The sequence below is a fragment of the Microbacterium sp. 77mftsu3.1 genome (genome assembly GCF_900100525.1).
In the GTDB taxonomy this organism is placed as follows: Bacteria; Actinomycetota; Actinomycetes; order Actinomycetales; family Microbacteriaceae; genus Microbacterium; species Microbacterium aquilitoris.
This window is the reverse complement of sequence record NZ_FNCR01000002.1, coordinates 237,359-255,487: the sequence shown is the minus strand read 5'-3', so window position 1 is coordinate 255,487 and position 18,129 is coordinate 237,359. Positions and strand designations below refer to the sequence as shown.

General features: G+C 69.8%; 24 protein-coding genes. 11 read left to right on the top strand and 13 right to left on the bottom strand.

All coding sequences use genetic code 11. From position 1 onward, the window contains the following. Nucleotides 1-6 precede the first annotated feature (6 nt). Nucleotides 7-672 carry a response regulator transcription factor gene (locus BLR68_RS06195; protein ID WP_018187710.1) on the top strand — a complete coding sequence of 222 codons (666 nt, stop codon included), beginning with the start codon at nucleotides 7-9 and terminating at the stop codon, nucleotides 670-672. Beyond that, entirely contained in the window at nucleotides 669-1,760 is a 1,092-nt protein-coding gene (locus tag BLR68_RS06190) for a sensor histidine kinase (protein ID WP_018187711.1), read from the top strand. Before BLR68_RS06195 ends, BLR68_RS06190 begins: the two co-directional genes overlap by 4 nt. Before the next feature lie 10 nt (nucleotides 1,761-1,770). On the opposite strand, the gene BLR68_RS06185 is transcribed toward BLR68_RS06190, so the two are convergent. The 4 genes from BLR68_RS06185 to BLR68_RS06170 are packed head-to-tail and all read right to left on the bottom strand — an operon-like array spanning nucleotide 1,771 to nucleotide 4,688. Further along, the gene (locus BLR68_RS06185; protein ID WP_051082824.1) at nucleotides 1,771-2,436 is read right to left on the bottom strand and encodes a cation diffusion facilitator family transporter; all 666 of its coding nucleotides are present in this window, start codon (nucleotides 2,434-2,436) and stop codon (nucleotides 1,771-1,773) included. Continuing rightward, nucleotides 2,418-2,753 (bottom strand): Cd(II)/Pb(II)-sensing metalloregulatory transcriptional regulator CmtR, encoded by a 336-nt coding sequence (locus BLR68_RS06180; RefSeq protein WP_018187713.1) that lies wholly within the window; start codon nucleotides 2,751-2,753, stop codon nucleotides 2,418-2,420. Before BLR68_RS06180 ends, BLR68_RS06185 begins: the two co-directional genes overlap by 19 nt. A gap of 34 nt (nucleotides 2,754-2,787) precedes the next feature. Next, nucleotides 2,788-4,161: an APC family permease gene (locus tag BLR68_RS06175; RefSeq protein ID WP_018187714.1), complete on the bottom strand. Its 1,374-nt coding sequence runs from the start codon at nucleotides 4,159-4,161 to the stop codon at nucleotides 2,788-2,790. A 56-nt stretch (nucleotides 4,162-4,217) separates the two neighbouring features. Further along, complete coding sequence (locus tag BLR68_RS06170; RefSeq protein ID WP_018187715.1) at nucleotides 4,218-4,688, bottom strand: DUF2975 domain-containing protein; 471 nt, start codon at nucleotides 4,686-4,688, stop codon at nucleotides 4,218-4,220. Between the two features lie 94 nt (nucleotides 4,689-4,782). On the opposite strand from BLR68_RS06170, the gene BLR68_RS06165 reads away from it, so the two are divergent. The 3 genes from BLR68_RS06165 to BLR68_RS06155 are packed head-to-tail and all read left to right on the top strand — an operon-like array spanning nucleotide 4,783 to nucleotide 6,928. Further along, nucleotides 4,783-5,598, top strand: coding sequence for an EI24 domain-containing protein (locus BLR68_RS06165; RefSeq protein ID WP_018187716.1), 816 nt, complete (start codon nucleotides 4,783-4,785; stop codon nucleotides 5,596-5,598). Then, nucleotides 5,598-6,533, top strand: a complete 936-nt coding sequence (locus BLR68_RS06160; protein ID WP_018187717.1) for an aldo/keto reductase — start codon at nucleotides 5,598-5,600, stop codon at nucleotides 6,531-6,533. Before BLR68_RS06165 ends, BLR68_RS06160 begins: the two co-directional genes overlap by 1 nt. Nucleotides 6,534-6,538: 5 nt before the next feature. Further along, nucleotides 6,539-6,928 carry a barstar family protein gene (locus BLR68_RS06155; protein ID WP_018187718.1) on the top strand — a complete coding sequence of 130 codons (390 nt, stop codon included), beginning with the start codon at nucleotides 6,539-6,541 and terminating at the stop codon, nucleotides 6,926-6,928. 1 nt (nucleotide 6,929) lies between these two features. Here the strand turns inward: BLR68_RS06155 and BLR68_RS06150 are convergent, their stop codons facing one another. Both BLR68_RS06150 and nhaA read right to left on the bottom strand, forming a co-directional pair. After that, a complete protein-coding gene (locus BLR68_RS06150) occupies nucleotides 6,930-7,268 on the bottom strand; it encodes a DUF6804 family protein (RefSeq protein WP_018187719.1) in 339 nt (112 codons plus the stop codon). Nucleotides 7,269-7,276: 8 nt separating this feature from the next. After that, complete coding sequence (gene nhaA / locus BLR68_RS06145; RefSeq protein ID WP_018187720.1) at nucleotides 7,277-8,545, bottom strand: Na+/H+ antiporter NhaA; 1,269 nt, start codon at nucleotides 8,543-8,545, stop codon at nucleotides 7,277-7,279. Between the two features lie 272 nt (nucleotides 8,546-8,817). On the opposite strand from nhaA, the gene BLR68_RS06140 reads away from it, so the two are divergent. The 4 genes from BLR68_RS06140 (at nucleotide 8,818) to BLR68_RS06125 (ending at nucleotide 10,902) form a co-directional block, all read left to right on the top strand. After that, complete coding sequence (locus tag BLR68_RS06140) at nucleotides 8,818-9,270, top strand: Asp23/Gls24 family envelope stress response protein (RefSeq protein WP_018187721.1); 453 nt, start codon at nucleotides 8,818-8,820, stop codon at nucleotides 9,268-9,270. Between the two features lie 2 nt (nucleotides 9,271-9,272). Beyond that, nucleotides 9,273-9,488, top strand: coding sequence for a hypothetical protein (locus BLR68_RS06135; protein ID WP_018187722.1), 216 nt, complete (start codon nucleotides 9,273-9,275; stop codon nucleotides 9,486-9,488). Nucleotides 9,489-9,533: 45 nt separating this feature from the next. Further along, entirely contained in the window at nucleotides 9,534-9,803 is a 270-nt protein-coding gene (locus BLR68_RS06130) for a GlsB/YeaQ/YmgE family stress response membrane protein (RefSeq protein WP_018187723.1), read from the top strand. Nucleotides 9,804-9,897: 94 nt separating this feature from the next. Beyond that, nucleotides 9,898-10,902 carry an adenosine deaminase gene (locus tag BLR68_RS06125; protein WP_018187724.1) on the top strand — a complete coding sequence of 335 codons (1,005 nt, stop codon included), beginning with the start codon at nucleotides 9,898-9,900 and terminating at the stop codon, nucleotides 10,900-10,902. Between the two features lies 1 nt (nucleotide 10,903). On the opposite strand, the gene BLR68_RS06120 is transcribed toward BLR68_RS06125, so the two are convergent. Genes BLR68_RS06120 through BLR68_RS06100 form a run of 5 tightly spaced genes read right to left on the bottom strand, consistent with a single transcriptional unit; the run spans nucleotide 10,904 to nucleotide 14,652 of the window. Further along, nucleotides 10,904-11,356 carry an MSMEG_6728 family protein gene (locus BLR68_RS06120; RefSeq protein WP_018187725.1) on the bottom strand — a complete coding sequence of 151 codons (453 nt, stop codon included), beginning with the start codon at nucleotides 11,354-11,356 and terminating at the stop codon, nucleotides 10,904-10,906. Between the two features lies 1 nt (nucleotide 11,357). After that, nucleotides 11,358-11,732 (bottom strand): DUF2256 and DUF3253 domain-containing protein, encoded by a 375-nt coding sequence (locus tag BLR68_RS06115; protein ID WP_018187726.1) that lies wholly within the window; start codon nucleotides 11,730-11,732, stop codon nucleotides 11,358-11,360. Between the two features lie 57 nt (nucleotides 11,733-11,789). Beyond that, nucleotides 11,790-12,587 (bottom strand): DNA-formamidopyrimidine glycosylase family protein, encoded by a 798-nt coding sequence (locus tag BLR68_RS06110; protein WP_018187727.1) that lies wholly within the window; start codon nucleotides 12,585-12,587, stop codon nucleotides 11,790-11,792. A 33-nt stretch (nucleotides 12,588-12,620) separates the two neighbouring features. After that, nucleotides 12,621-13,613 (bottom strand): alpha/beta fold hydrolase, encoded by a 993-nt coding sequence (locus tag BLR68_RS06105; protein WP_018187728.1) that lies wholly within the window; start codon nucleotides 13,611-13,613, stop codon nucleotides 12,621-12,623. Between the two features lie 52 nt (nucleotides 13,614-13,665). Next, nucleotides 13,666-14,652, bottom strand: a complete 987-nt coding sequence (locus tag BLR68_RS06100) for an aldo/keto reductase (protein ID WP_018187729.1) — start codon at nucleotides 14,650-14,652, stop codon at nucleotides 13,666-13,668. Between the two features lie 137 nt (nucleotides 14,653-14,789). On the opposite strand from BLR68_RS06100, the gene BLR68_RS06095 reads away from it, so the two are divergent. Both BLR68_RS06095 and BLR68_RS06090 read left to right on the top strand, forming a co-directional pair. Next, nucleotides 14,790-16,337 carry a cryptochrome/photolyase family protein gene (locus tag BLR68_RS06095; RefSeq protein ID WP_018187730.1) on the top strand — a complete coding sequence of 516 codons (1,548 nt, stop codon included), beginning with the start codon at nucleotides 14,790-14,792 and terminating at the stop codon, nucleotides 16,335-16,337. Nucleotides 16,338-16,351: 14 nt separating this feature from the next. Further along, nucleotides 16,352-17,089, top strand: a complete 738-nt coding sequence (locus BLR68_RS06090) for an SDR family NAD(P)-dependent oxidoreductase (RefSeq protein WP_018187731.1) — start codon at nucleotides 16,352-16,354, stop codon at nucleotides 17,087-17,089. A gap of 7 nt (nucleotides 17,090-17,096) precedes the next feature. On the opposite strand, the gene BLR68_RS06085 is transcribed toward BLR68_RS06090, so the two are convergent. Further along, on the bottom strand, nucleotides 17,097-17,534 hold the full coding sequence (locus tag BLR68_RS06085) for a hypothetical protein (RefSeq protein WP_018187732.1): 438 nt from the start codon (nucleotides 17,532-17,534) through the stop codon (nucleotides 17,097-17,099). A gap of 79 nt (nucleotides 17,535-17,613) precedes the next feature. After that, nucleotides 17,614-18,042, bottom strand: a complete 429-nt coding sequence (locus BLR68_RS06080) for an SRPBCC family protein (protein WP_018187733.1) — start codon at nucleotides 18,040-18,042, stop codon at nucleotides 17,614-17,616. Nucleotides 18,043-18,129 lie beyond the last annotated feature (87 nt).

Genomic DNA, 18,129 nt, shown 5'->3' with positions numbered 1-18,129 from the left:
CGACACGTGCGTGTGCTGATCGTCGAGGACGAACCCCTGATGGCGGAAGCCATCCGCGACGGTCTGCGCCTCGAGGCGATCGCGGCCGACATCGCCGGCGACGGTGACACGGCGCTCGAGCTCCTCGCCGTGGGCTCGTACGACATCGCGATCCTCGACCGCGACATCCCGGGGCCGTCCGGAGATGACGTGGCCCGCTCGATCGTCGACTCCGGCAACGGGATGCCGATCCTCATGCTGACGGCCGCGGACCGCCTCGACGACAAGGAGTCCGGGTTCGAGCTCGGAGCCGACGACTACCTCACCAAACCGTTCGAGCTCCGTGAGCTCGTCCTCCGCCTGCGCGCCCTCGACCGGCGCCGTGCGTCGGTGCGGCCCCCCGTTCGGGAGTACGGCGGGCTCCGCGTCGACCCGTTCCGGCGCGAGGTCTATCGGGACGGTCGTTACGTCGCGCTCACGCGCAAGCAGTTCGCCGTGCTCGACGTTCTCGTCGCGGCCGAGGGCGGGGTCGTCAGCGCGGAGTCCCTGCTCGAGCAGGCCTGGGACGCGAACGCCGACCCCTTCACCAACGCCGTGCGCATCACCGTGTCGGCGCTCCGCAAACGACTCGGCGAGCCGTGGCTGATCGTCACCGAGCAGGGCGTCGGGTATCGCATCGAGGCGTCCGCGTGACGCGGCCGCCCGGACTCAGCGCCCGCATCAAGCTCACCCTGAGCTACGTAGCGCTCGTCCTCGTCGCGGGCGCGCTCATCCTCACCATCGTGTGGCTGTTCCTGCTTCGCTACGTTCCCGACGAGCCTCTGTTCACCGGCACCGGTTTCGCCCCCAGTCAGCGCGACCTGCTTCGCGCGTTCGCACCACCTGCCGGAGCGGCGATGATCGCCCTGCTGGTCACCGGTGCCGTCGGCGGTTGGTTCCTCGCTGGGCGGATGCTCGCGCCGCTGCGCCTGCTGACGCAGGCGACGCGGCGAGCCGACACCGGGGACCTGTCGACGCGCGTCCGGATGACGGGTCGGCGAGACGAGTTCCGCGAGCTCGCGGATTCCTTCGACGGGATGCTGCAGCGCATCGAATCGCAGGTCGAGGAGCAGCGACGGTTCGCGACCAACGCATCCCACGAGCTGCGCACTCCGCTCGCGATCACGCGGACTCTGCTCGACGTCGCCCGGTCGGACCCCGATCGTGACGTCGATGATCTCCTCGACCGCCTCACCGCAGTCAACGAGCGCGGCGTCGAACTGGTCGAGGGGCTGCTACTCCTCGGGCGTGCGGACCGGGGCGGGTTCCCCCAGGCATCCGTCGATCTGTCTCTGCTCGCAGAGGACGCGGTCGAAACCCTGCTGCCTCTCGCCGAGGCCCGCGGCGTCGAGTTGATCGTCCACGGCGACGAGACGATCGTGTCCGGATCAGCCGGCCTGCTCGGACAGGTTGTGCTGAACCTCCTGCAGAACGCTCTGATCCACGGCGATGCGGCTGAACCTGTGACGGTCTCGACTCACTGCGATGACGGTGCCGCGGTCCTGATCGTCGAGAACGGCGGCGTGAGACTCGACCCGGCCGCGGTCGCTACGCTCGCCGAACCGTTCCAGCGCGGCACAGCCCGCATCCGCCGGTCCGATCAGGAGCGGAACGGGCTCGGATTGGCGATCGTCAGCGCGATCGTCGGAGCTCACGGGGGCGAGCTGACACTCGCGGCGCGGTCGACGGGGGGACTGCGCGCAACCGTGCGAGTGCCCGCAGGCGTCCGACCGTCGAGCTGACGAGACCGGATCAGTGGTCGTGCTCGTCCTCCAGCAGCATCCCCACCGACGTCGCGCACGCGTCACCGCGCCACGCCTCGACGCCCTCGCGCACCGCGAACACCGCGATGACCAGGCCGGCGACGGCATCCGCCCACCACCAGCCGAATGCGGCGTTGACCAGGAGCCCGACGAGGACCGCAGCCGAGAGATAGGTGCAGATGAGGGTCTGTCTGGAATCCGCCACCGCCGTCGCTGAACCCAGCTCCCTGCCGGCGCGACGCTCGGCGAGCGAGAGGAACGGCATGACGAGCACACTCACCGCCGTGAGCACGATCCCGATCGGAGAAGTCTCGGGTTCGCTGCGAAGGATCAGCGCCGTCGCCGACGACACGGTGACGTAGGTCGCGAGAGCGAAGAAGGCGACCGCGATCACCCGCAGGGTCCCCTGTTCCCAGCGCTCCGGGTCGCGCCGCGTGAACTGCCACGCCACCGCGGCCGCCGAGAGCACTTCGATGGTCGAGTCGAGCCCGAAGCCGACCAGAGCGGCGGACGAGGCGATCGTCCCGGCCGTCACCGCGACCACGGCCTCGATGAGGTTGTACGCGATCGTGGCGGCGACGATCCAGCGGATGCGGCGGCGCAGCAGCTCTCTCCGGGGCGCCTCAGCGAGAGCCGTCACCCGCAACACCGGCATCCGTCGATCGCGCACTCTTCGCCGGCGTCGACCGCCACGACAGCGTCGAGCAGCTGTGCGAGCCCGGCGGTCAGATGCGGATCGGCGATGTCGTACCGCGTGCGCCGACCCTCGGGCGTCGCGACGACGAGGCCACAGCCGCGCAGGCATGCGAGGTGGTTGGACACATTGGTCCGCGTGAGCTCGAGGTCGCGAGCGAGATCGGCGGGGTAGCCGGGTCGCTCCAGGAGTGACAGCAGGATGCGGGACCGCGACGGGTCGGCCATCGCGCGCCCCAGGCGATTCATGACGTCGAGACGAGACGAAAGGGTCAGCACACGCTGACTATACAGCGCGTGCTGACCCTTTCAGTCACCGACCGCCCACCGTGGGGATGGCACCCGTCCGCTCGGCGATCTTGCGGTCGCCGCGACGGCGTCCGGCGCGCGCGAAGAAGAACAGGACAGCGCCGACCACGACGTACACCGCGGTTCCGAGCCAGACCGGACCCTCCTGCTGGGTGAGCAGCACGATCGACGCGATGATCGCGAGGATCGGCACGATGCGCGGGACGGAGAAGTGCGAGTGCTCGACCTTGTCCTTCTTCAGCACCAGGACACTGACGTTCGCCGAGATGAAGACCAGCAGAAGCAGCAGCACCGTCGTGTTCGCGAGCGTCCCGATGTCGCCGATCACGCTGAGCAGCATCGTCACACCGGCGACCACGATGATCGAGACCCACGGCGTCTGACGCTTCGGAAGGACCTTGCCGAAGGCGTGGGGCAGCAGGCCCGACTCTGCGAGGCCGTACCCGACGCGGCTCGCCATGACCATGAACAGCAACGCGCCGTTCGCGATCGCGATGAGCGCGATGACACTGAAGAGCCACGGCGGCAGGGCCGCGCCGCTCGCCTTCACGACCTCCAGCAGAGGAGCCGATGACGCCCCGAGGACGTTCGGGTCGACCACGATGACAGCGCCCACGGCGATGAGCAGGTACACGACGGCAGCCGTGAGGATCGCACCGAACAGAGCCCGCGGGTAGGACCGCGTCGGGTTCTTGACCTCTTCAGCCATGTTGGCCGCGGCCTCGAAGCCGAGGAACGAGAAGAACGCGACGATGGATGCCGCGAACGCGCCCTGCAGCGGAGCCACATCGGGCGCGAACTCGAAGATGCGCGCGGGCTCGCCTCCACCGCTGCCGAAGACGATCCCGGCGATGACGATGATGATGATGAGGCCGGTGACCTCGATCATCGACGCGACCATGTTCGCGGCGAGGGACTCCTTCACGCCGCGCAGGTTGATCAACGTCAGCACGACGATGAAACCGAGGGCGACGGGGATCGGCGGGAGGTTGAACAGCGCCTCGAAGTAGTCGCCCGCGAACGCGTTCGCGAGGGCCGCCGCGGTCGTGATGCCGGACGCCATCATGAGGAAGCCGATGAGGAACGACAGGAACGGGCGACCGAACGCCTTGTCGACGTAGCGCGCCGCACCGCCCGCGTGGGGGTACTTCGTGATGAGCTCCGCGTAGGTGCCCGCCGTCAGGAGGGCGACGACGAGTGCGATGAGCAGGGGCAGCCAGATGACGCCACCGACGTCCTTCGACATCGTTCCGACGAGTGTGTAGATGCCCGCGCCGAGGGTGTCGCCCACGATGAAGGCGAAGAGCAGCCAGGTGCCGACAGCACGTTTCAGACCGGGCTTTTCCTGAGCAGGTGGAGCCGAGGTGTCGTTTGTCATCGCACCACTTCAACGAACATGCGCCTGCGATGCAACCCCTTCCCCGGCGGGTTCTCTCATGCGTGCGCGCCCGCCGCGACCTGATCCTGCAGCAGAACCGCCTGTCTGAGCACCTCGCGCACCCCTCCGAGGATCAGCGCGATGCCGAGCCCGGCGACCATCGCCAGGCCGGTCAGCAGCAGCACGGCACGGTTCCCCGCCCCCGCGGCGAAGGCCACCCCGCAGCCGACGACGACCACGATCATCGCCGCGGCGACGCATCCGATCAGAGCGTCGACCCCGAGGACGGCGCCGTCCTCGAAGAGTCGCCCGTGGTCGGCGCGGGTGAGCAGCCGCCAGAGGCAGACGAGGGCGGCCAGCGCGCAGAGCGACAGGATGCCGGTGATCACCACACCGGCATCCCGAAGCCCGGCGAGTTCCGGCACCCAGCCCACGACGACGTCGACGATGCCCGGCACGACCCACACCTGCAGAACGACGATCACGGTGAAGACGAAGCTGGCCCCTGCTTTCGCGAGTGCGATCATGCGTCCTCCATCTATCGTTATTCGATCTATGTATATCGATAAACAGCGCTCCGTGTCGAGACCGCGCGTTGCGGCGACACGGCAGGATGGGGACATGACCACACCCGCCGCCCCGCGGCATCCGCTCGCCTCGTTCTTCCGCGGCGTCGGCGACCTCGGCCGCGGCTTCGCGTTCTGGGGGCGCCTGCCCGGTGCGATGGCGCTCGGACTGATCCCCGCGGCGATCGTCGGCGCGCTGCTGCTCGGTGGGATCATCACGCTCGCGGTGTTCCTCGGCGACATCGTCACCGCCCTGACCGGATTCGCCGACACGTGGTCGGACTTCTTCGCGGGCCTCGTGCGATTCGGCATCGGCGCGGCGATCCTCGGCGGGGCGATCGTCCTCGCGGTCGTTTCGTTCACCGCCCTGACCCTGCTGGTCGGCGATCCTTTCTACGAGCGCATCTGGCGCTCCGTCGAGGGTCACCTCGGTGACGCTCCGCCCGAGTCGGACTACGGGTTCTGGCGCTCGGTCGGCGACAGCATCGGCCTCATCCTCCGCGGCCTGGTCGCGGCGATCATCGCCGGCCTCATCGGCCTCATCCCGCTCGTCGGCACCGCGCTCGGCGCCGTCGTCGCCGCCTTCCTCACGGGCTGGCTGCTCGCCGACGAGCTCACCTCGCGCGCGCTGGTCGCACGGGGACTGGATGCCGCGGCCCGCCGGGCCCTGCGCAGGGACAACCGCGCGCGGGTGCTCGGATTCGGCGTCGCGACCCAGCTCTGCTTCCTCGTGCCACTCGGCGCGGTCCTCGCGATGCCCGCCGCCGTCGCCGGTTCGACCGTCCTGGCGCGCACCCTGCTCGACGCGCACGCCGCCGCCGGCCACACCGACCCCTCGACCGCGCCCGCCGGGCGCAGAAACGGAGCATGATGCGCCGCGTTCCCTTCGGTCCCACCGATCGCCAGGTCCCCAACGTCGTCGCCGGGATGATGCGCATCGAGGAGATGTCCGACGAGGCCATCCGCGCGCTCTACGACGCGTGCCGCGCCGCCGGCGTCGACTTCTTCGACCACGCCGACCTGTACGGCAGCAGCCGCCACGGCTGCGAGCGCCGCTTCGCCGAGGCGCTCGGCCTCAGCCCGGCGGAGCGCGACGAGATCACGCTGCAGACCAAGACCGGCATCGTCGCCGACGACTGGCACTTCGACCACTCGTACGAGCACATCGTGACGTCTGCCGAGGAGTCCCTGCAGGCCCTCGGCACCGACCGACTCGACGTGCTGCTCCTCCACCGTCCCGACGCGCTCGTCGAGCCCGAGGAGGTCGCGCGCGCGTTCGACCACCTCGAGTCGTCGGGCAAGGTGCGCGCCTTCGGCGTCTCGAACCACACGCCGCGGCAGATCGACCTGCTCAAGACGGCGGTGACCCAGCCGATCGTCGCCAACCAGGTGCAGTTGTCGATCACGCACTCGACGATCGTCGCGCAGGGCCTCGCGTCGAACATGGCGGGCGAGGACGACTCCATCACCCGTGACGGCGGCGGCCTCGTCGACTACTCGCGCATCAATGGCATCACGCTGCAGGCCTGGTCGCCGTTCCAGAAGAACTTCTTCGACGGCGTCATCTTCGGCGCGCCCGAGTACCCCGAGCTGAACGAGATGATGGACCGCCTGGCCGCGAAGTACGACGTGACGCCGACCGCGATCGCGACCGCCTGGATCACCCGGCATCCCGCGCACATGCAGGTCGTGCTCGGCACCACGAATCCCCAGCGCGTCGCGGATGCCGCCGCCGGTTCGGACATCCCCCTCACCCGACCCGAGTGGTATAGCCTCATCACCGCGGCAGGGCACAAGGTCCCCTGAGCCGCGTGGCCGAGTACGTCATCGAGGGGGGCCGCATCGGCGGCATCCCGGATCTCTACGTCGAACTGAACCGCCTCTTCATGACCGGAGAGGACTGGCAGCTCGGCGCCAGTCTCGACGCGCTCGACGACCTGCTCTACGGCGGGTACGGGGCGCTGGCGGAGGATGACGCCGTCCGGATCGTCTGGCGGGATGCCGCGCACAGCCGCGACGCGCTCGGTGTCGCCGAGACCGAGCGGTGGCTCCGCGGAAAGCTCGCGCAGCCGGGGACCTTCCGCGCGGACGACCTGCAACGGCAACTCGACGACCTGCTCGCCGGTACGGGGGCGACGTACTTCGACCGCGTGCTCGAGGTGTTCGCCGGTCACCCGGGTGTCACGCTCGACCTCCGCTGACTCAGACCTCGCGCGGTGTCTTGATCGTCGCCCCGGCGCCGAGGAAGACGAACGCGGCAGCGACCTGAGCGGCGCTCCAGATCGGACCCGAGAACTCGAACGGGAAGATCGGGTTCCAGACCACCGCGATGGCGAGCATCACCGGCACCCACCACCAGTGCTTCGCCTGGAACGCGAACCACCCGATGATGATCGCGAAGATCGTCGCGACGAAGCGCACCGTGAGGAACCAGTCGCTCTCGAGCAGCGCCGGCGCGACGAACAGCACCGCCGCGGCAAGCAGGCTCGGCGCGAGGGCGTTGCGCTGGTACATCGCGGGCGTCGGCTGCGTGCGGCTCACGGGGCTCCTCAGGACGGGGGTGTGGTTCCAGTCTGACGCACCCGTCGGGCCCGCCAGGCGAGCACGACTCCGCCGAGGATCGCGGCGACGACCGACCCGGCGAGGATGCCGATCTTCGCGTGCTCGTCTTCGAGCGATCCGACCCCGTACGAGAGTTCGCCCACGAGCAGCGCGACGGTGAACCCGATGCCGGCGAGCAGGCCGACGCCCACCATGTCACCCCACCGCAGCTCGAACGTCCGCCGGACCGCGGGGATGCGCGTCAGCAGGAACACCGCGAGCAGGATGCCGATCGGCTTGCCGAGGACGAGGCCGACCAGGATGCCGAGGGTCACCGGATCGGCGAAGGCCGCCGTCAGCCCCTCCCAACCGCCGACCGTGACGCCCGCCGAGAAGAAGGCGAAGATCGGCAGCGCGACCAGGGTCGAGATCGGCCCGAAGCGGTCGGCGAAGTGCGCCGTCAACGCATCGTGGATCGGGGAACCGTCGGCATCCGTCCCCACCTGCACGCGGGCCCGCGGCGTCACCGTCGCGGGGACCATGAAGGCGAGGATCACACCGGCGATGGTCGCGTGCACGCCCGATGCGTGCACGAAGCCCCACGTGACGATCGCGAGCGGCATCAGCACCCACCAGTGACGGATGCCGCGCCGCACCGCCAGGGCGAACAGCACCAGCGGGACGACTGCGGCCGCGAGCCAGATCGGCTGCAGATCGTCGGTGTAGACGGTGGCGATGATGGTGATCGCGAAGAGGTCGTCGACGACGGCGAGGGTGAGCAGGAACACGCGCAGCGCGGGAGGCAGGCCCTTCGCGACGACGGCGAAGACCGCGATCGCGAAGGCGATGTCGGTCGCAGTGGGGATCGCCCAGCCGCGCACGGCGTCGCCGGGGACAGCCGCGGTGAAGGCGGTGAAGATGAGCGCCGGGACGATGACGCCGCCGAGCGCGCCGATGACGGGGACGGCGGCGACACGCGGCGAGCGCAGACGCCCGGCGACGATCTCCTCCTTCAGCTCGAGCCCGACGACGAAGAAGAAGATCGCGAGCAGGCCGTCCGCTGCCCAGTGCGCGACGGTGAGGTCGAGGTGGAGGGCTTCGGGGCCGAACGAGGTCTCGCGGACGCCCACGTACCAGTCCGCGAGGGGCGAGTTGGCGAGGACGAGGGCCGCGACCGTGGCGGCCAGCAGCAGGATGCCGCCGAAGGTGTCGGTGCGGACGGTCTGGCGGATCCCGCGCCAGATCTCGTGCGGTGCCGTGTGGGATGAAGAGGACATGACGGATCGCTTTCCGCGGGGGATCGGGGGGTCGCTGAGACGTGGTGGGAGGGGTGCCTCAGGACGCGGACGGCGGACAGCCGACAAACGACGACACGGTGTGCTCGATTCCGCAGCACGCCAGGGTCGTCATACATCGAGGGTATCCCCGGCGACTTTTTTGTGACGTTCCTTGCGTTCCGGCCCTCTCATCTGTGAGGGCGGATTGGGACGCCCTCCCGCGCGGCCGCTTCGGCACGGCGCGGCACAGAGCACACAGTAGGGACACTTCCATGGCTGAGAAGACGACGACCACCCCCGCCACGCGCGTCGACCGTGCGGCATCCACCCGTCACCAGGACGACCAGACGGTCGCCGGCCGGATCACGATCGCCGACGGCGTCGTGGCCAAGGTGGCCGGCATCGCCGCTCGCGAGGTCAGCGGCGTCTACGCGCTCGGCGGCGGCGGGGCTCGTGCGCTCGGCGCGATCCGCGAGGCCGTGAACGCGACCGACCTGACGCAGGGCGTCAAGGTCGAGGTCGGCGAGACGCAGGCCGCCGCCGACCTGAAGGTCGTCGTCGAGTACCCCGCGCCGATCGGACGCGTCGCCGACGAGGTCCGCGACTCGGTCGCCGGCGCCATCGAACGGCTGACGGGACTCGACGTCGTCGAGGTCAACGTCGAGATCCACGACGTCCACATCGCCGATGATGAGGACGAGCAGACCGAGTCGCGCGTCGCCTGACCATGCGCAACAAGATCCTGATCCTCGGCGCGATCGCGTTCGCGGCCTACGTGATCGGCAGCCGGTCGGTGACCGCGAAGAAGTCCGAATCGGTGCCCCACCAGCTCGTACGGTTGCGCGATGAGCGCAAGGCCAAGAAGGACCGTGAACGGAAAGCGAAGAAGGTTGCGGCCGCCGTCAAGGACGTGGCGCACGACGTGCGCAAGCGACTGAACTGACGGCATCCGTTCCAGCGGTATCCGATTCACTACTAAGGAGTCATCATGGGCTTTTTCGGTTTCCTCATCCTCGGCCTGCTCGCGGGCGCGATCGCGAAGCTGATCCTGCCGGGCAAGCAGGGCGGCGGGTGGTTCGTCACGCTGCTGCTCGGCATCGTCGGCGCGCTGCTCGGCGGTTGGCTCGGCGGGCTGATCTTCAACGTCAACCTGAACGAGTTCTTCTCGCTGTCGACGTGGCTGCTCGCCATCGGCGGCTCGCTCATCGTGCTGCTGATCTACGGCGCGCTCGTCGGCCGAAAGGGCGCCAAGCGCTGATCTAGCGCATCGCCGGATCACCACTCGATGCTCGATGTCGGGTGGTGATCCGGCGTTCGGGGGTGCTGGGTGCGGGTGCGTACGATGGCTCCCCGTGACGAGCCCTGATCTGCGCACCCTCCCGAAGGCCGAGCTGCACCTGCACATCGAGGGCACGCTCGAGCCGGAACTCGCGTTCGCTCTCGCCGAGCGCAACGGCGTGACCCTGCCGTTCGCGGACGTCGACGATCTGCGGCGCCGCTACGACTTCGAGGATCTGCAGTCGTTCCTCGACCTGTACTACGCGTGCATGGCGGTGCTGCGAACCGAGCAGGACTTCACCGACCTCGCGACCGCCTATCTCGAGCGGGCCGCGGCCGACGGTGTCCGTCACGTCGAGATGTTCTTCGACCCGCAGGTCCACGCCGTCAACGGCGTGCCGGTCGACGTCGTCATCTACGGGCTCCGCGCCGGGCTCGACATCGGGCGGGAGCGGTTCGGCATCACCGGCGGGCTGATCGTCTGCATCGTCCGCGACCACCCGGTTGCGTCGGCCGAAGCCCTTCTCGACGAGATCGCGCCACGTGCGCACGAGCTGCTCGGCATCGGCCTGGACTCCGCGGAGGTCGGCTACCCGCCGTCGCTGTTCGAGGGCGTCTTCCGCCGGGCCGCCGAGCTGGGACTGCGTCGCGTCGCCCACGCCGGCGAGGAGGCACCGGCCGCGTACGTCTGGGAGGCGCTGCGCCTGCTCGAGGTCGAGCGGGTGGACCACGGCATCCGCTCGATCGACGAGCCCGAGCTGCTCGCGCACCTCGCCGAGCACCGCGTCGCGCTGACGGTCTGCCCGCTCTCGAACGTGCGCCTGCGGGCCGTGCCCGAGCTCAGCGCCCACCCCCTGCGCGAGCTCGTCGACGCGGGCGTCGTCGTGACGATCAACTCCGACGATCCCTCGTACTTCGGCGGATACATCGGCGACAACTACGCCGCCGTCGCCTCGCTCGGCTTCGACACGGCGGAGCTTGCGCAGCTCGCCGCGAACTCGATCGAGGCGTCGTTCGCGGATGCCGGGCGCAAAGCGGACCTCCTCGCGCAGGTGCGGGAGTGGGCGGCATCCGCCTGAGTCAGTCCGCCTCGGCCTTCGGCCAGACGTACGGCAGGTCATCGGGATCGTCGAATCCCTGGGCCCAGTAGTACTCCAGGTCTTTCCGCAGCAGGTTCGAGCGGTGCGAGCGGTGGACGTCCTCGCGGCCGAACCACGGCGGCATCCGCACCGTCCCCGACCGGTACTCGGCGGTATCCTCTGGGATCTCGTCGAGGGTCGCCAGCGTCGAGGCGCGGGTCGTGTCGGCGAACCCGCGGCGGAGCCACTCGTCGACCGTGAGGTCCTGGTACACCATGAGCGCCGCCCGATGGCCGCGCCACATGGCGACCGCGGGATGATGTCGCCAGCCGTAGTCCGGAATCGTGAGCGCGCGCATCACCTGCAGCGTCTCGACGCGCTGCTTGCCGAGCCGCTTCGTGTCGAGCGCCGCCATGCCGCGGGCGAGGTCGTCGAACGGGACGAAGGTCTGCACGTCAGCGTGCCTTCCGGATGCGGATCGGTCCCTTCGCGGTCGACGGATCGACGACCTGACCCCGCTGAGTGATCTCGACCTCGCCGATCGCGACCAGGCGGCGCGCCGCTCGGCGCGCCGGCTCCATGAGGTCGCGCCAGTCCTCACCGCCGACGGCGCGCGCCGCCTCGGACGGGCAGATCGTCGCCGACGCCGCGCGCGCATCGAGCAGATCGCGGATCGACGCCGTGAGCTTCTCGTCGACAGGACGGATGCCGCGCTTCCGGCACGCGTCGGAGCAGTACTTCACGTCGTCCCAGTTCTTCTCCCACTTCTTGCGCCACTGGATCTCGCGTCCGCACGAGGCGCACGTCTTGGGTGCAGGGGTGGAAGCCATGCCGCGACGCTACGTCGCCCGACCGGCGCGGACGAAGGGGTTGCGGATGCCGCACCGTCACGCATCAGGCTGACAGCGCGGGCACCACCACGTGCGGCGACGCTCGGGGTCGTTCGCGACCTCGTCGCGCACGAGAATCCGGGTGCCGCACCGTAGGCACGGGCGCCCGGCGCGACCGGCGACCCAGTGCGATTCGCCCTTCCGCGTCGAGCCGGTCGTCACCTGGTACATGCCCGGCACGGTGGCCGAGATCCGCAGCATCCGGGCTGCCCGCTCGACGAGCGGCCCGAGGTCGGCCGACGCGATCGGCGCGAACGGATGAACCCCCGACAGGAACGCGGTCTCGTTGACCCACAGGTTGCCGAGTCCTGCCATGTTGCGCTGGTCGAGGAGCGCGGCGACGAGGGGCCGCTCGGGCCGTACCGAAAGGCGGCGGACGGCTTCGGCGGCATCCCAGTCGTCGCGCAGCGGATCGGGACCGAGGTACCCGAGCAGCGCACCCTCGTCAGCAGTCGCGACGAGTTCGACAACGGGCAGGTCGATGCCCCACAGCGTCGACCCGTCGTCGAGCCGCATCCGGACGCGAACCCGATGATCCTCTCGGGAAGGGATGCGGCGCCCCGGCCGCGTCACCGTCCAGCTGCCCTGCATCCGCAGGTGCGTGTGCAGCGTCCGCCCGGTGTCGAAGCGGGTCAGCAGGTGCTTGCCGTGCGTGTCGTACGAGATGATCCGCGCTCCGGCGAGCGCTGTGCCCGCCGCCGCGCCGGAACGCAGCTCGCCTGCGACGACGACGTGCCCGACGGATGCCGCGGCCAGCCGCTCCCGCAGCCGGAACACGCTGTCGCCCTCGGGCATCCGTCCCCCTCGCGCCTCAGCGCACCTCGCGCCTCAGCGCACCTCGCGGCGTGGGTCCTGACGGGCGCGGGAGTACACGCGCCAGAGGATGCGGGCGTGCCGTTCCTTCGCGCGTTCGACGCCGGCCTCGTCGCGGCGCGCGGCCGACCACCATTCGGCGGCGCGTTCGCGCATCGCGCTCCAGACCACGCCGATGCCCGCGTGCGGCGGCGGCGGGACGGCGGCCTCCTCGGCCGGCATCCGTCCCTTCGGCGGCAGCGTGTCGTTCGCGTGCGTCACGATGAGCTCGGCCGCCCCGACGGCGTGCGCGTTGATGATCGAGTGCGCCGCACCGCGGATCTCCCAGCGGCGCGCGTTCTGCGCGGCCGCGACCAGCCGCGAGTGGAACCGGCGCGGTGACGTCGCGTCGTACTCGCCGCGGATGAACAGGACGGATGCCTCGACCCGCGGCATCCGCTCGACCAACCGGTATCGGAGCATGTGCGGCAGCACCTGCATGAAGTAGACGAACCCGCAGAGGACGTAGGCCGACAGCGCCGTCATCGCGAGGTGGAACGTCTCGCGCGTCGCGGACTGGGCGAAGCGGAGCGCGACGATCGGGAGTGACGACTCCTGGTCGTTGACGACGGGGCTCACCAGGACGGCGTGACGCACCTGCGGCCGCCGGATCAGCACCTCGGTGACGACCTGCGTGCCCATCGAATGACCGATGACGACAGGATCATCGAGGCCGTAGTGGTCGAAGACCTCTTCGACCCGGTCTGCGAAGAACTCGGCCGTGGGCTGGTCGCCGGGCCGCGGCATCCCTGCGAAGCCGGGCAGGTCGAGCGCGAAGACGTCGCCGTGCTCGGCGAGCGAGGGCGCGAGGAACTCGAAGTACGTCGCCGCGACGCCGACACCGGCCACGAGGACGAACGGCCGTCCGCCGTCGCCGGCCGTGGTCTCGACGCGCGTCACCCGCGTGCGGTGGGTGCCGCGTCCGACGTGCTCGACGTCGACGTCGGGGGCATCCTCGGTCGCGGGCATGCACCCAGGATGCCAGCCCGCGTCGGTACCGCGCGCCGCAGGCCGCCGTCGCTCAGCGGTTCACGTACTCCATGAGGGTCGCGTTGTAGCGGTCGCCGGCGACGCCGACCCGCTGCGCGAGGCCGTCGAGGTCGGCGAGCTCATCCGCCGACAGCGCCACCTCGGTCGCGGCGGCGTTCTCGCGGATGCGCGACGTGCGCCGCGTGCCGGGGATGGGGACGATCGACGGATGCTGCGCGAGCAACCACGCCAGCGCGATCTGGCCGGGCGCGGCATCCTTCGCCTCGGCGAGGACCTTCACGTGATCGACCAGCGCCTGGTTCGCGGCCAGGTTCTCCGCCTCGAAACGCGGCACCCGGCGCCGGATGTCACCGTCGTCGAACGCGGTGTCGGTGCTGACCGTTCCCGTGAGGAATCCCTTGCCCAGCGGGCTGAACGGCACGAAGCCGATCCCGAGTTCGGCCAGGGTCGGCAGAACCTCGACCTCAGGGTCGCGGGTCCACAACGAGTATTCGCTCTGGACAGCGGTCACCGGGAACACGGCGTGCGCGGCGCGGATCGTCGCGGCGGAAGCCTCGGACAGCCCGAAGTGACGCACCTTCCCCTCGGCGACGAGCTCGCCGACCGTCCCCGCGACGTCGGCGATGGGCACGTCCGGGTCGACCCGGTGCTGGTAGAAGAGGTCGAGCGTGTCGGTTCGGAGCCTGCGCAACGAGGCGTCGGCGACGCGACGGATCTGCTCCGGACGGCTGTCGAGTCCGACCGACTGGCCGTTCTGGATGTCCCACCCGAATTTCGTCGCGATGACGACCTGGTCGCGCACCGGTTCGAGGGCCTCGCCGACGAGCTCCTCGTTGACGTACGGGCCGTAGACCTCGGCCGTGTCGAAGAATGTGACGCCCGCGTCGAGCGCCGAACGGAGTACCGCGATCATCTCGCTGCGGTCGCCGGGGTTGGGTCCGTAGCTCTGCGACATCCCCATCGCTCCGAGCCCGATCGCCGAGACCTGCAGGTCCTGTCCAAGTGTCCTGGTGTGCATGTGTCAACCTCCTGCCCTCGACGCTAAGCCCCGCGACCCGGACGAGGGAGTCCCTGGCAGAACACCCCTCCGCTAGCGCAGCCCCGTCGCGCACACAAGCGCTGGGAACCGTCCGACCCTCTTCCTACGCTGGCGCCATGCTGCGACACCTCGTCATCGTGCTGGGCGATCAGCTCGATCACGACTCGAGCGCGTTCGACGACTTCGACCCCGATCAGGATGCCGTCTGGATGGCTGAGGTCGCCGGCGAATCCGAGCACGTCTGGAGCACGAAGCAGCGCACCGCCGTCTTCCTCGCGTCGATGCGGCACTTCGCCGCAGAGCTGACGGATGCCGAGCGTCCCCTGCACTACGCGAAGCTCGACGGTCGGTCGACGAAGCACTCGCTGGCCGACCAGCTCGCGGCCGACGTGACCAAGCTGAAGCCCGAGGGGCTCGTCGTGACGGAGCCCGGCGAGTGGCGGGTGCGCGAAGCGCTGCGCGAAGTGGCCGAGCACAGCGGAATCCCGTTGGACATCCGTGAGGACCGCCACTTCTTCAGCACCGTCGCCGAGTTCGCCGCGCACGCCGAGGGCCGCACTTCGCTGCGGATGGAGTACTTCTACCGCGAGATGCGCAAGAAGCACGACGTGCTGATGACGACCCGTGGCCAGCCTGTCGGCGGTGCGTGGAACTACGACGCCGACAACCGCAAGGCGTTCCCGAAGCAGGGACCGGGGCTGGTTCCCCCGCGCGCTCGGTTCGACCCCGACGAGACCACCCGCGAGGTCATCGCCCTCGTCGACAAGAGGTTCACCGACCACCCCGGCTCGCTCGACTCGTTCGCGTGGCCGGTCACCCGTGCGCAGGCGCTCGAGGCGCTCGACGTGTTCATCGAGGAACGCCTGCCCGGGTTCGGCGAGACGCAGGATGCGATGTGGCCGGGCGAGCCGTGGCTCTGGCACGCGCACCTGTCGTCGTCGTTGAACCTGAAGATGCTGAACCCGCGCGAGGTCGTCGCCGCGGCGGAGGCGGCCTACCGCGACAAGAAGGCGCCGTTGCCTGCCGTCGAGGGCTTCATCCGACAGATCCTCGGGTGGCGCGAGTACGTCCGCGGCATCTACTGGACGCAGATGCCCGGGTATCTCGAGCGGAACGCGTTCGAAGCGTTCGAACCGCTCCCCGACTTCTACTGGACCGGCGACACGGCGATGGCGTGCCTGCAGGACGCGATCGGCACGACGCTCGAGAACGGGTACGCGCACCACATCCAGCGGCTCATGGTCACCGGGCTGTACGCGATGCTGCTCGGCGTCGATCCGAAGGAGGTCCACGCCTGGTACCTCGCGGTCTACGTCGACGCGGTCGAGTGGGCGGAACTTCCGAACACGCTCGGGATGAGCCAATACGCCGACGGCGGGTTGATGGGCAGCAAACCGTATGCCGCTACCGGCAAGTACATCGACCGCATGAGCCCCTACTGCAAGACGTGCCCGTTCGACCCTGCCAAGCGGGTAGGCGACGACGCGTGCCCCTTCACCACCCTTTACTGGGACTACCTCATCCGGCACGAGGAGCCCCTCGCCGCCAATCACCGCATGTCACTGCAGGTGAAGAACGTGTCGCGCCTCGACGACGAGATCGCCAGCATCCGTGAGCGCGCCGACGCGATCCGGCGCGGCGACATCGCGGTTCCGCACACCTGAGCAAGGAGAGCATCATGACCTCGACCGACATCGCCCTCGTGACCGGCGCCCGTGGCGGTGTCGGAAGCGCCCTCGTCGCACGGCTGCGGGCGCGCGGTCTGCGCGTCGCCGCGGTGGGGCGGGATGCCGCATCCCTCGCCTCCGTCGATGCGGACGCGCACATCGAAGCCGACGTGACGACGCCCGAGGGTGCCGCCGCGGCGCTCGAGGGCTGCCGGTCCGAGTTGGGTGACGCACCGGCATGGCTCGCGCACGCGGTCGGCAGCACGCTCATCACCCCGCTGCATCGGACGAAGGCCGACGCCGCGCGCGACATCCTGCGCGTGAACCTCGAGAGCAGCATCTGGATCCTGCAGGCCTGGCTCGAGGCGACGGGTAAGCAGCCGGGTGCCGCTGTGTTCGCGAGTTCGGTCGTCGCCCGCATCGGCGTCGCCAACCACGAGGCGATCGCCGCCGCAAAGGGAGGCGTCGAGGCGCTCGTGCGCAGCGCCGCCGCCACGTATGCCGCGCGCGGCATCCGTGTCAACGCGGTCGCCCCGGGCATGACCGACACCCCGATGACCGCCGGCATGCTGAGCGTGCCGATGCAGCGCGAGGGCGCCGAGAAGCAGTACCCGCTCGGTGGTGTGCAGACCGCCGACGATGTCGCGGCCGTCATGGACTGGCTGCTGTCGACGGATGCCGGTCGCATCACCGGTCAGGTGATCCCGGTCGACGGCGGCTTCACGACGGTGCGCCCGCTCGTGAAGTGACAGGCCGTCAGCTCGCTCGGGTGACGATGTAGACGTCGTCCTCGTTCCGCGTGACGGCGACGGTGGCCGTGTCCGTTTTCTCGTACACCGGCCACGGCCCCTCCGAGGAGCAGAGGTCGACGCGTCCGCGTCGGAACTCGGCCGCATCGACGCCGTTCGCCGTCACGGCGACGAGCGCCTGCGCGTCGTCGCGTTTCGACAGATCGGGGAGGTCCTTCGCCGAGACGCCGAGGCGGGTCGCGACATCCGCGGGCAGCTCGTACGGGCACACGATCGTGAACCGCTTCGCGTCCGCGTCGTCGACGAGGTCTGCGACCGGGACGGACGGGCCTCCGCTGACTGCCGTCACGACGTGGTCTTCGACGTCACTACTCCCCGGCGCGCAGGCGGTCGTGAGCCCGGCGGCGGCGAGGACGAGGGACAGGGCGGCGAGTGTGCGCTTCATGCTTCCTGTCTACGCAGTCGTCGCGCGCGGGGCGTCGGCCTGGAGAGGCATCCGTGTCAGCCGAGAGGATGACGCCGGGTCAGGAGCTTTCGAGCATCCGCTTCGCGCGCGTGAGCGACGTCGACAGCGTCGAGCGGATCGAGTCGGCGATCATCGGCTCCGCGAGGCGCATGATCCCGGTCGGCTCGGCGTCGATGCGCACGGCGACGACGGTCGCGCCGTTCGCGTCGGCGAACTGCAGGTCGGAGGACGTGGCCATGATCCCGCTCGTGCTGGTCACCGCCATCCGCGCACCGGGGTCGTAGGCCGTGACGCGCCAGTCGAAGTCGACCTCGCGGCCGACCGCCCGCATCCGCGTGTGGAGAGTCGACCCGACGCCGACGGGCGGCGATGAGGTGAGCTCCTCGGAGATGACGGACTCGTCCCAGCGGGCGCGGCCCTCGGTGAAGAAGTCGAACACCTCGGTCACCGGGCGGTCGATGGTGACGGACTCGGTGACGGTGAACATCCCCTCACCCTAGGTGCCCGATGCGACGCACGGGCCGGCCGTATGGGTTCCGTTCGGACCTGTTCCGCGGGCCTCGGCGAGCGCTTA

Coding starts and splice junctions, on each gene's coding strand:
- BLR68_RS06085 (WP_018187732.1), bottom strand. CDS start 17,534: ATGAAGCGCACACTCGCCGCCCTGTCCCTCGTCCTCGCCGCCGCCGGG.
- BLR68_RS06105 (WP_018187728.1), bottom strand. CDS start 13,613: ATGCCCGCGACCGAGGATGCCCCCGACGTCGACGTCGAGCACGTCGGA.
- BLR68_RS06110 (WP_018187727.1), bottom strand. CDS start 12,587: ATGCCCGAGGGCGACAGCGTGTTCCGGCTGCGGGAGCGGCTGGCCGCG.
- BLR68_RS06080 (WP_018187733.1), bottom strand. CDS start 18,042: ATGTTCACCGTCACCGAGTCCGTCACCATCGACCGCCCGGTGACCGAG.
- BLR68_RS06095 (WP_018187730.1), top strand. CDS start 14,790: ATGCTGCGACACCTCGTCATCGTGCTGGGCGATCAGCTCGATCACGAC.
- BLR68_RS06185 (WP_051082824.1), bottom strand. CDS start 2,436: ATGCCGGTGTTGCGGGTGACGGCTCTCGCTGAGGCGCCCCGGAGAGAG.
- nhaA (WP_018187720.1), bottom strand. CDS start 8,545: ATGTCCTCTTCATCCCACACGGCACCGCACGAGATCTGGCGCGGGATC.
- BLR68_RS06130 (WP_018187723.1), top strand. CDS start 9,534: ATGGGCTTTTTCGGTTTCCTCATCCTCGGCCTGCTCGCGGGCGCGATC.
- BLR68_RS06100 (WP_018187729.1), bottom strand. CDS start 14,652: ATGCACACCAGGACACTTGGACAGGACCTGCAGGTCTCGGCGATCGGG.
- BLR68_RS06135 (WP_018187722.1), top strand. CDS start 9,273: ATGCGCAACAAGATCCTGATCCTCGGCGCGATCGCGTTCGCGGCCTAC.
- BLR68_RS06115 (WP_018187726.1), bottom strand. CDS start 11,732: ATGGCTTCCACCCCTGCACCCAAGACGTGCGCCTCGTGCGGACGCGAG.
- BLR68_RS06175 (WP_018187714.1), bottom strand. CDS start 4,161: ATGACAAACGACACCTCGGCTCCACCTGCTCAGGAAAAGCCCGGTCTG.
- BLR68_RS06165 (WP_018187716.1), top strand. CDS start 4,783: ATGACCACACCCGCCGCCCCGCGGCATCCGCTCGCCTCGTTCTTCCGC.
- BLR68_RS06170 (WP_018187715.1), bottom strand. CDS start 4,688: ATGATCGCACTCGCGAAAGCAGGGGCCAGCTTCGTCTTCACCGTGATC.
- BLR68_RS06090 (WP_018187731.1), top strand. CDS start 16,352: ATGACCTCGACCGACATCGCCCTCGTGACCGGCGCCCGTGGCGGTGTC.
- BLR68_RS06140 (WP_018187721.1), top strand. CDS start 8,818: ATGGCTGAGAAGACGACGACCACCCCCGCCACGCGCGTCGACCGTGCG.
- BLR68_RS06160 (WP_018187717.1), top strand. CDS start 5,598: ATGCGCCGCGTTCCCTTCGGTCCCACCGATCGCCAGGTCCCCAACGTC.